Origin of the sequence: Paraburkholderia sp. JPY419 (assembly GCF_050435705.1) — a bacterium.
GTDB lineage: Bacteria > Pseudomonadota > Gammaproteobacteria > Burkholderiales > Burkholderiaceae > Paraburkholderia > Paraburkholderia youngii.
The window spans coordinates 1,084,843-1,098,168 of the sequence record NZ_JBNDKV010000001.1 but is presented as its reverse complement, the minus strand read 5'-3'; the positions used below and the strand labels follow the sequence as shown (position 1 = coordinate 1,098,168).

The following is a 13,326-nucleotide window of genomic DNA, read 5'->3' as shown; positions in this document are numbered from 1 at the left end:
GCCGATCATGTCCGTGCTCATCGCGAAGGGATTGACGAAACGCTATGGCGGCGTGCTCGCGCTCGACGGCGCGAGCCTCACGCTGAACCCTGGCGAAGTGCTGGGGCTGCTAGGCGCCAACGGCTCGGGCAAATCGACGTTGTCGAGCATTCTCGCCGGCGACACCATACCGGACGACGGCACGATCGAAATGATCGGTGCGCCGCTGCGACCCGGCTCGCCGAAGTCGGCGCGCGCGGCGGGGATCGCGATTGCGCATCAGCATCCCGGTCTCGCGCCGGATCTGCCGGTGTGGGAGAACGTGTTTCTTGGCGCGGAGCTGTGCCATACGGGTCGCTTTCTCGATCAGCGGCGCACGCGCGATCGCGCCACGCGGCTGCTGGAGAGCCTGAGACCCGGCTGGGATATCGAAGCGAGCGCAGGCAGCCTAAGCGCTGCCGATCAGCAACTGGTCGAGATCGCGCGGGCGCTTGCGCTCGGGCCGCGCATCCTGATTCTCGACGAACCGACCGCCGCACTCGACGCCGCTGAAGTAGACAACCTGATGCGCGTCGTGCGTAGTCTGACGGCGCACGGCACGGCGGTGGTTTTCATTTCGCACCGGATGGCGGAGATCGAAGCGCTGTGCGATCGCGTGATGGTGTTGTGCAACGGCCGCCCGGTCGGCGAGCTAGCGGTGCGCGGGCAACTCGACGAAGCGCGTGTGCTCGAACTGATGGGCGGCGCGGCTGCCACGCATATTCATGACGGCAAGCGGAGACGTGGCGGTGATCCGGCGGACACGGAAAGAACCGTCGCGCTCGGCGTCACCGATCTGCGCGCCGGCGCGCGGCTGCGCGGCGTCAGCTTCGAACTGGAACGCGGAGAGATTCTTGGCATCGCGGGACTACAGGGCCATGGCCAGGAAGAACTGCTCGACGCGCTCGCGGGCTTTCGTGTGCCGGACGGCGGCGAGGTGAGGCTCGACGGACGAGGTGGAGCGAGGACGATCGTGCCGCGTTCGCCGCGTCAGATGATCGCCGCGGGCGTGTGCCTCGTGCCCAACGACCGGCATCGGCAGGGCCTGTGGCTCGATCACCCGGTCGAGTTCAATCTGGCGCAGGTCAGCGTGAACTTCGCGGCGAGCCCGTGGCGGCTGCGTCGCGCGCCGATCCGCCGGTTCGTCGACGACGTGGTCGCGCGACTGCGCATCAAGACGTCCGACGTGCGCCAGCCGGTGCGGGATCTGTCGGGCGGCAATCAGCAGAAAGTGGTGATCGGGCGCTGGCTGAACCGCCAGGTCGACGTGCTGCTGCTCAGCGATCCGACCAAGGGCGTCGATGTGCTCGCCCGCAGGGAAATCTACGAGACGATCGGTGCATTCGCGCAAGCGGGGACGGCCGTGCTCGTCTATGCATCGGATACCGAAGAATTGCTCGCGGTGTGCGACCGCCTGATCGTCATGTACGAAGGTCGGATCATCGCGCAGCTGGAAGGTGATGAGATGAATGAATCCCGCGTGACCAGCGCGCTGTTCGGCCGGAGCGCGGCATGAAGGCGCAACTGGAAGACGGACTTGCCGACACTGGCGCCTGGTCGCCAGGCAAACGGATGGGCGCGGCGCTGAGAATATCGTGCGCGCGTGCCGCGAGTGCGCTGCCCGCGCTCGTCATGCTGCTCGCGGTCGTGATCGCGAATGCATGGCTGCAGCCGGACTTTCTCACCGCTGATTCGCTCGCGAGCAACATGCAGAACGCCGCGCCGGTGGTCCTGATCTGCATGGCGCAGGCGGTCGTCGTGCTGATGGGAGAACTGGATCTGTCGATGGGCGCGGGAATCTCGTTGGTCAACTGCGTGCTCGCGGCCGCGCCCGGTCTGATGGGGTGGGGCCTCGGCGCGACCTGTGTCGCCGCGCTGGCCGCCGCGCTGCTTGCCGGCGCGTGCAACGGTCTGCTGGTCGGCTATGCGAAGCAAAGCGCGCTGATCGCGACGTTCGCGACCGGCGCCGTCTGGTTTGGCTGTGCTCTTCTGCTGATCCCGCAGCCGGGCGGCGCGGTGCCGGACGCATTGGGCGAATGGTTCGCGGCGCGTATCTCGGTGATTCCGCTCGCGGCGCTGCCGGTGCTCGGCGCGATCGCGCTGTGGGCGGTCCTGCAGCGGCATCGCTTCGGACGGCGACTGATCGCGACCGGCAGCCACGCCGATGCGATGTTCAAAGCCGGCATCGATGTCCGGCTCGTCAAACTGCTCGGCTATCTGCTCGCGTGGCTCTTCGTGTTTGCGGCGGCGCTCTGCCTGACCGCGCAAACCGCGTCCGGCGATGCGCGTCTGGGATTGCCATACACGCTGAACTCGGTCGCGGCTGTGGTGATCGGCGGCATCTCGCTGGCGGGTGGGCGCGGCACGATGCTCGGCGCCGTCTGCGGCGCGCTCGTGCTCACGCTGATCGGCAACGTCGTCTACTTCGCGGGCATCCCGAGCAACTACCAGGAAGTGTTCAAGGGTGTCGTGATCGTGTTTGCGCTCGGCTTCACGTTCGTGGGCGCGAAAAGGAGAGTGTGACGATGAAACCGAATTCGCGCCGCGCCTTTTTGCTGGCGCTCGCCGTGATCGTGCTCATCAGTGGACAGTTCGCGGTGCCGGGCTTCGCGAGCCTGGGGCAGGTTGCCAATCAGTTGAAGATCGCGACGTTTCTGGGGCTATTCGGCCTCGCGCAGTCGCTCGTAATGATCGCGGGAGAGCAGGGGCTCGATCTGTCGGTAGGCGCGGCCGCGACGCTGGGCGGCACTCTTGGCGCCGCGCTGCTCGGAGCGGCATCGGCTGGATTGCCGGCCGCGTTCGCCGTCGCGACGTTGGCGGGCGCGCTGGTGGGCGCGCTCAATGGCGTCGGCATCACGCTGCTGGGCATCCCGCCGCTCGTGATGACACTGGCGATGGCAAGTCTCATCGACGGCGCGTTGATCGTCTGGTCGTCGGTCATGCACGTCAATACGGCCGCGAGTCCCGCACTAGCCGCGCTCGCCGGCAGGACGCTCGGCGGCGTGCCGAGCGTCGCGCTGATCTGGCTCGGCGCCGGCGCGTTGATGTGGCGTTTTCTTGATCATTCAGCCTGGGGGCGTCGCCTGATGGCGACCGGCGCGAATCCGGTCGCTGCCGCCATCGCTGGTACGCGCGTGCGCGCGATCCGCATCGCGGTGTATGTCGCGAGCGGCATCATCGCCGCTGTGACGGGCGTGCTGCTCGTCGGCTATGTCGGCCAGGCGTTTCTGGGGCTCGGAACGACCTATGTGCTGCCGAGCGTCGTCGTCGCGGTGATCGGCGGCGTGTCGCTCGCGGGCGGACGGGGCGACTATGTCGCGGTCGCGAGCGCCGCCGTGCTGCTGACGGTTCTCACGAGTCTGTTGACCGCGCTGCAGATAGGCGAAGCAGGACGCCAATGCATTTTCGGTGCGACGCTGCTCGTCTTTCTTGCGCTCAACGGTTGGTCGTTCAAGGGGGCGATGCGACGTCGGCATGCATGAGGCGCTTTTCGCACTTGCGGAGGCGGCGGCATCGCCGCCCGCTGCGTTGCGATCTGTGTCCGGATGGAAACAGGGCAGTCGTCTGCGCGACGACCAGGCCGCGCAAGCGAGCGAGATGCTTGTTCGAGCTATTCCTTATGTCGGCTTCTGCTTAAAGAACTGAAGTGCGATTTGAACCGGCAATATGTGCGCGGCAGCGTCGTTTTGTCGCTGTATGAAGCTGGCGAATCGCTCCTTGCGTTCGTGAATATCTGCTGACCGGTTTCATCGGTACATATTGCCTGATGAGCGGCAACAGGGATTGTGAGTCCGGCTCCAGTCGAAGCACTGGACAGACAGCGACAGCCGGACACGGTTTTTGCTCGCCTGCAGGCGAGGGGCGGGGGCCTCGACCACGAGGAGGACTTTCTATGAAAGACATCGATCTGAATCAGCGCATCGAAGAAATCGAACTGGCTCTTTCCACGCTATTCGAGTCGCCGAAAGCGCCCGCGATCAGCGGTTACGACGACGGCCGCAACTTCCTCATCCAGGCTTCCTGGGTGATCGAGTCACATGGCGACACGACGCTGGATGCGCGGTGCGTGCTGACACTGCACTTTTCGGCTTCGCAGATTGAGCGATACGCGCAGATGGATACCGCACAACGTATCCTCGTGCGCGAACGCCTGTGCCGGATGGTCCGCGATCACCTCCGAGCGGAAGGCAGGGAACTGAGCTTGCAGGGAGAGTGCGCCGAAGATCTGCATGTGGAGGATCGGCTGCTGGATGTCGACGATCAGCTCTGATCGACCGCGGACGACGTATGTCCGCGTCGACGAGTGACTAGCACGCCTCCTCGCTCGGAACCGGGGGACGCAGCGACTCGAGCAGCTTCACCAGCCTTGCCTGCTGCTGCGGAGTCAGTCCTTGAGTAGCGCTCACCTGCTTGACACGCGCGCGCCAGTAGGTCCGGCTGAACAACGAATCCACGCCATCGTGGGACAGGATCCGTTCCAGATGCGAAATCGCATCTCCAGCGGTCAGGGGTGTATAGGGACTCTCCCTGTCCGCGGGCCCTCTTTTGATTGTTGTTTTCATCCACTTCTCTCAGGTGGTGACCGGCAGGGTCCGGCCGTGTACGTCGGACTTCAATTGGCCCGTCTGTGCCATACAACTCCTGCGAGGCGCGCGTGCCCGTCAGCTATCTGGCGAGCCAGGTAGCGTGACGCGCGCCGGTCCTCGCAGCGACGCGACCCATCGCAAGCGGCACGGCCCTCAGTGTTCAGCAAAGCTCCGCGGCGGCCACCCACGGCATCGTCTCGAACTTCTTGAGAACGGTGTGCAGCGATCCGGAGAACCTGTCGGCAAACGCGATCGTCATGTCTTCGACATCATGTTTGCGGTTACTCGTAATCCGTACGTCCTCGATGGCATCGGCGACCGGCATCAATACCTGCCACACTGCGGCGACCCTCATGCCGCCGCGCCTCGTACGAACCGTGATCTGATGGCCTGTGGCCTTTTGTTTTCCGGTGATTTCCGGTGTCATTCTTCAGCCCTCTCGATGTATCTGATTTTTTATTGGCGCGGTCGACGCACTTACATTCGCCCGCGCGGTTGATGCCACCACTCATGATGATCCAGATGTCGTAGCAGTCTTGCCCTTTTGCGCTCACGGCGATAGTGATCAATCACCATGAGCATTGCGATGCTGAGGGCCGTGCCCCCAATGATCAGGCCCATCCAGGTCTCACTCATGACACGTTCCTCTCTCATGGAAGCACAGGGGTGTTGCGTGAATGGTTCACGCCGATTCGTCCGATGTTGCGGCACGTACCGGCGCGGTATGTTGCGTCACTGCATGTGCTGCCCGCCGTTGATCGCGATATTGGAGCCGGTCACGAAGCCGGCATCTTCCGAGCACAGATAGAGCACGAGCGCCGCGACTTCGTCGGGCTTGCCGAGACGTCCCATCGGGATATGCGGCAGGACCTTCGTGTCGAGGATCTCCTGCGGAATCGCGGTGACCATCTTGGTGGCCAGGTAGCCCGGCGAAATCGTGTTTACCGTGACCCCTTTGCGCGCCACTTCCAGCGCCAGTGACTTGGTAAAGCCGTGCATGCCGGCCTTGGCCGCGGCGTAGTTGGTCTGGCCGACCGAGCCTTTCGAGCCGTTGACGGACGAGATATTGACGATGCGCCCCCAGCCTCGTGCGACCATCTCTTCGCACAGCGGCTTCGTCATGTTGAAGACCGAGTCGAGGTTGGTGCGAATGACCGCATCCCAATTCACCTTGTCCATCTTCCTGAGGGTCATGTCCTGGGTGATGCCTGCGTTGTTGATCAGGATGTCGACCGGGCCGACTTCCGCCCGAATCTTGTCCGCGCAACGCTGGCATGAGTCGTAATCGGCCACGTCGACCGGGTAAGCGCGAAAGCTCCGACCCTGAGCTTCCATGTCAGCCAGCCATTTGTCCGCACCGGTGTTGCTCGGCGAGTGCGTGACTACCACCGCATACCCTGCGTCGTGCAGTTTCGTACTGATCGCTTCTCCGAGTCCGCCCATGCCGCCCGTTACTACTACGATTCGTTTCGTCATCCTTTCCATCCGTGATCGAAATGTCTGCGAGGATCGTGAATACCCAATGGCCGTCTCGCACAACCCGCCATTGCTTGCCACAACGCGCGGCCGCCTCCAGCGTCACGGGAGGAACGGCTTCGGCATTGATTGAACTGCGCGGGTTTTTATAGGCTTGTGGTATTGCGCGAATGGAGCTGGTGCATCAGCTGGCGGCGACATGCCGCGCCGGCGCACTGCTCAAAGATTCCAGGTGCCCCGAACGGTGCTCCCCGCCTGCCGGTCCGGGCCGGCGAGTTTCCGTGTTCCTTCGAACGCTTCGGTGGCGGGCGAAAAGAACGTCGACAGATTCGTTCGGCAGAATTTCAGCAAATCTTCGGACGAAAGGTCTTTCATTGCTTCTCCTGGATTGAGTTTCGAACCCGCCTGCTCCGGAGACCACATCCGCAATCAGTATGCGGAATATCGTCGGTGAGGATTCCGGAGAAAAAGTCTTATTAGTAAGACTAAATGAACGCTGCAAAAACAGTGATGTCGGATCGCACTTCTCATGTCTGTATTCGCCAGTCGAAATACAACATGGTGTTCTTCACCAGTCATAGCCGCTGAATTGGCCATGGCCCGCGTCGGTAGGGTCGTGCGGCCGCCCCCGCGCTTCGATCTCTATTTCAATTGTCATCAGATGACATAACAATCGATTTTAGAGGGTTCATTCTAACTTCAAAATGTTAAATTTTCGGGAAGAAAGGCTAGGTGAATACCCTATACCCAAAGCTCTGCCTTGAAGGGTCGCTGTCGAGCCAACGCGATGTTTGATCGTCCGGACAACGGACTGGAACGGCGACCCCGATGAGTCGGCTCTTCGACTGCTTCGCAGAGCATCCCCGAAATGTCATGGAATTGGCCCGATGACTGGATCATGCATTGGGATGAATCATTGCATGTTATGCAAGAAATGACAATTCGACCGACGCTTCGTTGCACCGCTGCTGTCGCCCGGGCGAGTCGCTGCACGGGACGCCGGTCCGCCAGCGCACTTTGCGCTGACCGTGTTCGGCTGGTTGTCCACGCAAGTGACAGTACGTGAGGGTGCGGCGCGGCACGGATGGTGAATGCGCGTCGGTGGTGGTGAGCGGCCAGGCGGTGCGAAGGGCAATGCAGGCGCACATAGAACATCTGTCGCGAGCGTAAGATGGAAGCGATTGATCGATGAATTACGAGGAGGCGCCATGAAGGCGGTGTGCCCGCTGCACGGGCCAACGACCATCGTCGGTACGAACGCGTACGGATTTCCGATCTATGCGTGTTGTCGCGACGACGTTCCTTATGTCACGCCGCCAGACGCCTGCACGCGTGAACCGGCGAGGCGCGGACCGGAATCGAGGCCGCCACCGCGGCAGCCTCGAGCAAAGGAATCACGCTGAGATTCGCGCGCAGCGATGCGTTATCGGCTCCAGTTGCAATCGATCAACGCATCAACGAGGCGCCAGTCCTGCCAGTCGCAAAAGTCGAGCAGCATGGTGCCGCATGGTTGCGGACGAGCCGCGAGCCGCTCGGCAAGCTGCTCGTGAATACCGCGATGCTGTGTATCGCCGCACGCCACGACTACCGGCGGCGCCGCCATTCCCGTGCCGCTGCAAAAGTTGATGACCCAACGCTCGTCGCACACACCGGGGGTGCGGTTCAACAGCAAATCGATGGCGCGCCACTTGTAAACGATCGATGTTGGCACCGGCACGCGAAATTCGTCCTGGATGGTGAACGGCGCCGGCACGTCGTCGATATCGAACGTTGCGTTGTCAGGCCAGGCCGTCAGGTCGATGCCGAGCGGCTTTTCACTCGCGAAGCGCCGCAGTAGCACGATGCTCCCGCGTACCGCCTCCAGCAGCGGCAGGCCGGAGACAAGGTGCCAGTGCACATCGGCGTGTCGTTCGACATACCATTCGAAGGTCGCAGAAAACGCGCGGGCGCAGTCACGCGCGGGCCATTCCTCCTTGATCGACATGACGATGCATTCGCCGGGGTGACGCGCGAGAAACTGAGCGCATGTCCGTACCACATCGTCGAAACTCAGACCCAGCGAGATGCCGCCGTGATGAATCGCAAAGCGATCGCGCTGATGACAGCAGCGGATGTCGAGAACCCGCACCCCATGGTGCAACTGATCGTCGAGCGTGGCATGTTGCGTGCGCGCGAGCCGGTCATCGACCGTGTAGGCGCAGGTGTCGTGGCTTCCTGGCAAGGTCAGTGCAGACAGCAAGCGGCTGCCGTCGATGGCCGACATCCAGTCTGCGGGCGAAACGTTGGGATGGGTCAGGGCAGGGCGCAAGAAAACCTCTGGATAAGCAAAGCGTCTGCTGCAACGTCGACGCAGAGTTGGAGCCCGTTACTTCAAGCCGCCCGAAAAGCCCTGCAGCAGATAGCGCTGCACATAGCCCGCGAGCAGAAGCGTCGGCACCGACGAAATCAGCCCTGCGCTCATCAGTTCGCCCCAGTCGATGCCGTTCTCGGTCACGTAACCCGCCATCGTGAGCGGCAGGGTGAAATGACTCGGTGACGAGACGAACAACAGCGCCAGCAGAAACTCGTTCCACGCGATGATGAACACGAAGATCGCGGTGGCAACGAGACCCGGCGCGCACAGCGGCACGACGATGAAGACGATGCGCTGCGCGAGGTTCGCGCCGTCGAGCGCCGCAGCCTCCTCGAATTCGATCGGCACGTCGCGCACGAACGGCAGCAACATCCAGATCGCCATCGGCAACGCGTACAGCTGATAGGCGAGTACCAGCCCAAACAGCGAATCGAGCAGATGGAGCCACTTGGCCAGCGAAAACATCGGTACGGCCACGGTAATCGGCGGCATCAGCTTCAGTGCCAGCACGAGCATCAGGAACAGCAGATCGAGTCGCGCCGGAAAGGCCAGTCGCGCGAGCGCATAGGCGGCCGGAAAAGCCAGCGCGAGTGCGAGCAACGTGGCGCCCACTGCGACCCACACGGAGTTCAGCACCGACTGGGCCATGCCGCTTTCCCACACCGCCGCGAAATGCTCGAACGTGGGCGCCGAAGGCCACAGCGCGAGCGGACGGGCGAGGCGTTCCAGCGTCGGCGTGAAGGCCGCGCCAGCCATCCATATGCACGGCAGCAGCAACACCGCCAGCGCTACGACCCGCAACAGACCTCGCACCGCGGCACCGGACGAGCGTCGCGCGAAACCCTGCAAGCGCGCGAGCGGCATCAACGGTCGCGCCTGACTGCCGATTTCCATATGTATCCCGAGACCAGCACCGCGCACGTGAGCAGCATCAATACCGAAGCCGCGCTGGCGGGTCCTACGTTGAAGAAGCGGAAACCCGTGTCGTAGATGTACGTCGACAGCGTCTGCGTCGCATTGCCCGGGCCGCCGCCCGTCAACGCGTACACCTTGTCGAACAGCTTGAAGGTATCGATCGAGCGCAGCAGCATCGCGAGTGCGACGTGCGGTGCAACGAGCGGAAGCGTGATGTAGCGCAGGCACTGCCATTCGTTCGCGCCGTCGGTGCGTGCCGCCTCGGCGATTTCAGGCGGAATCGACTGTAGCCCCGCGAGAATGATCAGGAATGCCATCGGCGTCCATTGCCAGACATCGACCAGCATCAGTGACCACAGCGCGAGGTGCGGATCGGATAGCCAGGGCACCGCTGGTAGATCTATCGCCTTGAGCAGCGCATTCAGAAAGCCTCGGTAGTTGAGCCAGTTGCGCCAGATGGCGGAGCACACCAGCGTCGAGAGCATCATCGGCAGCACCGCAAGCGGCAACGCGATGCGCCGGCCCGCAAACGCGCGGACGAACAGCAGCGCGAGCGCGAGTCCGAACAGGACTTCAGCGAGCGAGGCCACGATCATGAACTGGATCGTATTGACGAAGCTCGTGCCGAACTCGCCGTCCGCAATGACCGATCGATAGTTGGCGAGCCCGATGAACGAGCGCTGCCCCGATGCGTAATCGACCGAGAAAAACGAATCGATTAGTACGCGCGCGACCGGATAGAGCGCCAGCACGCCGAGCACGAGCGCGGCTGGGCTCATCAGGACGAGCAGCGGCAGATAACGTCGCAAGCGGCTCATCGATCCGTTTCCACGCTAGCCTGCGCCGTCACTGCCGCTATCACTGCACTGCCGCGTTGGCTTGGCCGATCTTCTGTGCAGCCTGATGCAACGCTGCGTCGGGCGTGGCCTGCCCCGTCAGCGCGAGTTGTAACGCGTCGCCGAGAATCGCCTCGATTTGCTGCCAATCTCTTACGCGAGGCCGCGCACGGCCCGCTTCGAGCGCCTTCAGCTGATCCGGGTACCAGCGATATTGCCTGACGAGTGTCGGATTGACGAAGACGCTCTTGCGCGTCGGCGGAATGCCGAGCACGGCAAGTTGTGTTTGCGTCGCCGACGAAGTCAGGTAGGCGAGGAAGTCCGCCGCCACTTTCGCATGTGCGGCATCTTTTGCAATGCCCATTTGCCAGATGCCCAGCATCGGCGCCGGCCCCTTGACCTGGCCAGGCGGCGGTTGCAGCGCGACCTGGCCGACGACGCGCGACTTCGCCGGATCGTCGAGCGCTGGCAGCCAGGCGGGCCATACTTCGATGGCCTGCGCGGCCGTGCCGCCCTGCAATGCGTCGCGCACTTCACCGGCGCCATACACGTCGACATCCTTCGGTGCCCACTTCTTCAGCGCGAGCAGCATCTTCAGCGCGGTCAGCGCTTCGGGCGAATCGATCGTGACCTTGCTGTTCGTGTCGACGACTTCTCCGCCATAGGCCCAAAGGATCGGCAGAAAACCGGTGACGACGGGGTTGCCCTTCACGCCACGAAACACGACAGCGGAAACGTCCTTGTCGGCAGTCCCGATGGTCTGTGCGATCTTCAGCACCTCGTCCCAGCTGCGCGGCGGCTGCAGGCCGCGACTCGCGAGCAGATCCTTGCGATAGGCGAACATCTCGACATTGCCGACGATCGGCATCGCATACAAGGTTCCGGTCGACGCGCGTCCGAGGGAGATCGTCGACGTCACCATATCGGCATCCGCGAGCGTGGCGGGCAGCGGCTGAAGCCATCCGTTGGCGATGAATTCGGGCGACCAGGTGTCGTCCATCATCACCAGGTCATAAGCGCGCGTGTTTTCGCGTAACGACAGCTTCAGCTTCTGATACAGGTCGTTATTCGGCAGCTTCAGCAATTCGATATCGACGCCCGGGTGCTCTTTCTTGTAGCCGTCCACCGCCTGCGCGAGTCCGCGGCCGTAGATGTCGTCCCGGCCTGCGATCACCAGATCGGCGGCGTGCGCGCCAAGTGCGGCGATGGACAGGGAAGCCGCGACGCAAGCCGCGCGAAGACAGGCGAACAGGGTCGTTCGCTGGATCATTGAAGCCATGGCTCTTGAATTCCTGTTGGGGAAAGGCGTATGCGTACGATGAGTCCAGATCAACCCATCCCGCTTTTTTTTATCGGGCGCGTAGCGTTGCGAAAACAGATGCCAGGTTCGGCAGCGGGAATTGCAGCAACCTATCATGACGTACATATGTCAGCAAGCAGGGTTGCCGCGTAATGTTCGGACCCGCACGCAGGCGCGCGTGCCACCCTCGAGCTGATCGTGGCGCGGCTTGATGCGCTGCGTCGCGGGCGGTTGCAAGGCGGCCGGACGTTGGTCCATTGAACCGCCGACACAATGCTTCGGATGACGAATAAGCGAGAGGAAGAAGGCCGCTAATCTCACACTACACAGCGATAGTTCTCACCAAGAAAAAACCGCTTCCTGCCGGCGCGAGCCGCAAGATTTTTGCCGCTCTGCACCATGAAGTCCGTACGGACCCGGTCATCGTTTGTACCGATTGAGCGGCGCAAAACGGGTGAATATTGTTGTGTGCGCATTCTTAAGATGCTGCAATGTGGCGGGCAATTGTTGCTCAACGATCCATTCGAATCGGAGATGCATGATGTCCAGTAACAATGTGTGGCGAAACCTTCATTGCATCGTCGCGACGGGGATGGTAGCGGCGGGGCTAGGTCTGGCGGCAGGCGCTCATGCGGCGGCCGAGCCGATCAAGATCGGCGTGATCAGCGAGGAATCCTCGGTGGCGGGCGCTTCGATCAGCAAGGCGGCGCAGCTCGCCGCGGACCAGATCAACGCTAGCGGCGGCGTCGATGGCAGGCCCATCCAGATCGTCGCGTACGACGACCATTCATCGGCCTCGGACGGCGTGCGCGCCTTCCAGCGCGCGGCGACCCAGGACAAGGTGGTCGCTGTGATCGGCAGCTACATCAGCGAAGTGGCGCTCGCGATGGAACCGTGGTCCGGGCGCCTGAAGGTGCCCTTCATCACCCCCGGCGCGGCTAGCAACGACATCTCGAAGCACGTTCACGACGACTACGACCACTACAAATACACATTCCACGGCTGGATGACGTCGGCATTCATCGCGCAATCTATCTGCGACTTCTCGCACGACGTTCTGGTCGGCCAGTTCAAGATGAAAACGACCGTCGTCATGAGCGAAGACGCGGCGTGGACCAAGCCGCTCGACGAACGTTACCTCGAATGCCTGCCCAAAGCGGGACTTCAGGTGCTCGATCACATCCGCTTCAATCCCGATACCTCCGACTTCACGCCGATCTTCAACCAGATCGAGGCGAAGCACCCCGATACGATCACCACCGGCATCAGCCACGTAGGGGTGCAGCCGACCGTGCAATGGCACGACCAGCAAGTGCCGATTCCGATGTCGGGCCAAAGCTCGCAGGCCACGACCACCAGCTTCTGGAAGGACACGAACGGCGCGACCGAGGGCGTGATCACGGCCTCGGCCGCCGCGCCGGGCGTGGCGATCACGCCGAAAACGGTCCCCTTCACGGATGAGTACCAGAAGAAGTTCGGCGTCTCTCCGGCGTATTGCGGCTTCACGAGTTACGACCTCGTCTACATCATCGCGGACGCGATCAGGCGCAACAAGGGCTCGACCGATCCGGACCAGATGGTCGACGCGCTCGAGAAAACCGACTACGTGGGCACGATCGGACGCTGGCAGTTCTATGGCAAGAGCGATCAGTTCACGCACGCGCTGAAGTACGGGCCCGGCTATATCACGGGTATCAACCTGCAATGGCAGAACGGCAAGCAGGTCGCGATCTGGCCCAAGTCGATCGCCAACGGCGCGGTGAAATTCCCGACCTTCATCAAGGTGAAGCAGGCAAGCGCGAACTAGCCGTACGACGATCGCGACTGTCCGGGCGAAGGCCC

General features: G+C 62.6%; 12 protein-coding genes. 5 read left to right on the top strand and 7 right to left on the bottom strand.

Going from position 1 to position 13,326, the window contains the following annotated elements; all coding sequences use genetic code 11:
- The first annotated feature begins 7 nt into the window (after positions 1-7).
- The 4 genes from QFZ91_RS05085 to QFZ91_RS05070 all read left to right on the top strand — a co-directional run bounded on the left by QFZ91_RS05085 (position 8) and on the right by QFZ91_RS05070 (position 4,288).
- Positions 8-1,534: a sugar ABC transporter ATP-binding protein gene (locus tag QFZ91_RS05085; protein ID WP_429566454.1), complete on the top strand. Its 1,527-nt coding sequence runs from the start codon at positions 8-10 to the stop codon at positions 1,532-1,534.
- Entirely contained in the window at positions 1,531-2,541 is a 1,011-nt protein-coding gene (locus QFZ91_RS05080) for an ABC transporter permease (protein ID WP_429566453.1), read from the top strand. The genes QFZ91_RS05085 and QFZ91_RS05080 overlap by 4 nt, the downstream gene beginning before the upstream one ends.
- A 2-nt stretch (positions 2,542-2,543) precedes the next feature.
- Positions 2,544-3,500, top strand: a complete 957-nt coding sequence (locus tag QFZ91_RS05075; RefSeq protein WP_429566452.1) for an ABC transporter permease — start codon at positions 2,544-2,546, stop codon at positions 3,498-3,500.
- A gap of 410 nt (positions 3,501-3,910) precedes the next feature.
- On the top strand, positions 3,911-4,288 hold the full coding sequence (locus tag QFZ91_RS05070) for a DUF3022 domain-containing protein (protein ID WP_176378281.1): 378 nt from the start codon (positions 3,911-3,913) through the stop codon (positions 4,286-4,288).
- 476 nt (positions 4,289-4,764) lie between these two features.
- Here the strand turns inward: QFZ91_RS05070 and QFZ91_RS05065 are convergent, their stop codons facing one another.
- The 7 genes from QFZ91_RS05065 to QFZ91_RS05035 form a co-directional block, all read right to left on the bottom strand.
- On the bottom strand, positions 4,765-5,031 hold the full coding sequence (locus QFZ91_RS05065; RefSeq protein WP_429566451.1) for a hypothetical protein: 267 nt from the start codon (positions 5,029-5,031) through the stop codon (positions 4,765-4,767).
- A 305-nt stretch (positions 5,032-5,336) separates the two neighbouring features.
- Entirely contained in the window at positions 5,337-6,080 is a 744-nt protein-coding gene (gene phbB / locus QFZ91_RS05060; RefSeq protein WP_176378279.1) for an acetoacetyl-CoA reductase, read from the bottom strand.
- A 219-nt stretch (positions 6,081-6,299) separates the two neighbouring features.
- Positions 6,300-6,455, bottom strand: a complete 156-nt coding sequence (locus QFZ91_RS05055) for a hypothetical protein (RefSeq protein WP_429566450.1) — start codon at positions 6,453-6,455, stop codon at positions 6,300-6,302.
- A gap of 1,048 nt (positions 6,456-7,503) precedes the next feature.
- Positions 7,504-8,343, bottom strand: a complete 840-nt coding sequence (locus QFZ91_RS05050; RefSeq protein WP_429566449.1) for a phosphatidylinositol-specific phospholipase C — start codon at positions 8,341-8,343, stop codon at positions 7,504-7,506.
- A 102-nt stretch (positions 8,344-8,445) separates the two neighbouring features.
- Complete coding sequence (locus QFZ91_RS05045) at positions 8,446-9,297, bottom strand: carbohydrate ABC transporter permease (protein ID WP_429566657.1); 852 nt, start codon at positions 9,295-9,297, stop codon at positions 8,446-8,448.
- Positions 9,297-10,166: a carbohydrate ABC transporter permease gene (locus tag QFZ91_RS05040; RefSeq protein WP_176378275.1), complete on the bottom strand. Its 870-nt coding sequence runs from the start codon at positions 10,164-10,166 to the stop codon at positions 9,297-9,299. Before QFZ91_RS05040 ends, QFZ91_RS05045 begins: the two co-directional genes overlap by 1 nt.
- A gap of 40 nt (positions 10,167-10,206) precedes the next feature.
- Positions 10,207-11,463, bottom strand: coding sequence for an ABC transporter substrate-binding protein (locus tag QFZ91_RS05035; protein WP_429566448.1), 1,257 nt, complete (start codon positions 11,461-11,463; stop codon positions 10,207-10,209).
- A 562-nt stretch (positions 11,464-12,025) separates the two neighbouring features.
- On the opposite strand from QFZ91_RS05035, the gene QFZ91_RS05030 reads away from it, so the two are divergent.
- On the top strand, positions 12,026-13,291 hold the full coding sequence (locus tag QFZ91_RS05030) for an ABC transporter substrate-binding protein (RefSeq protein ID WP_429566447.1): 1,266 nt from the start codon (positions 12,026-12,028) through the stop codon (positions 13,289-13,291).
- Positions 13,292-13,326 lie beyond the last annotated feature (35 nt).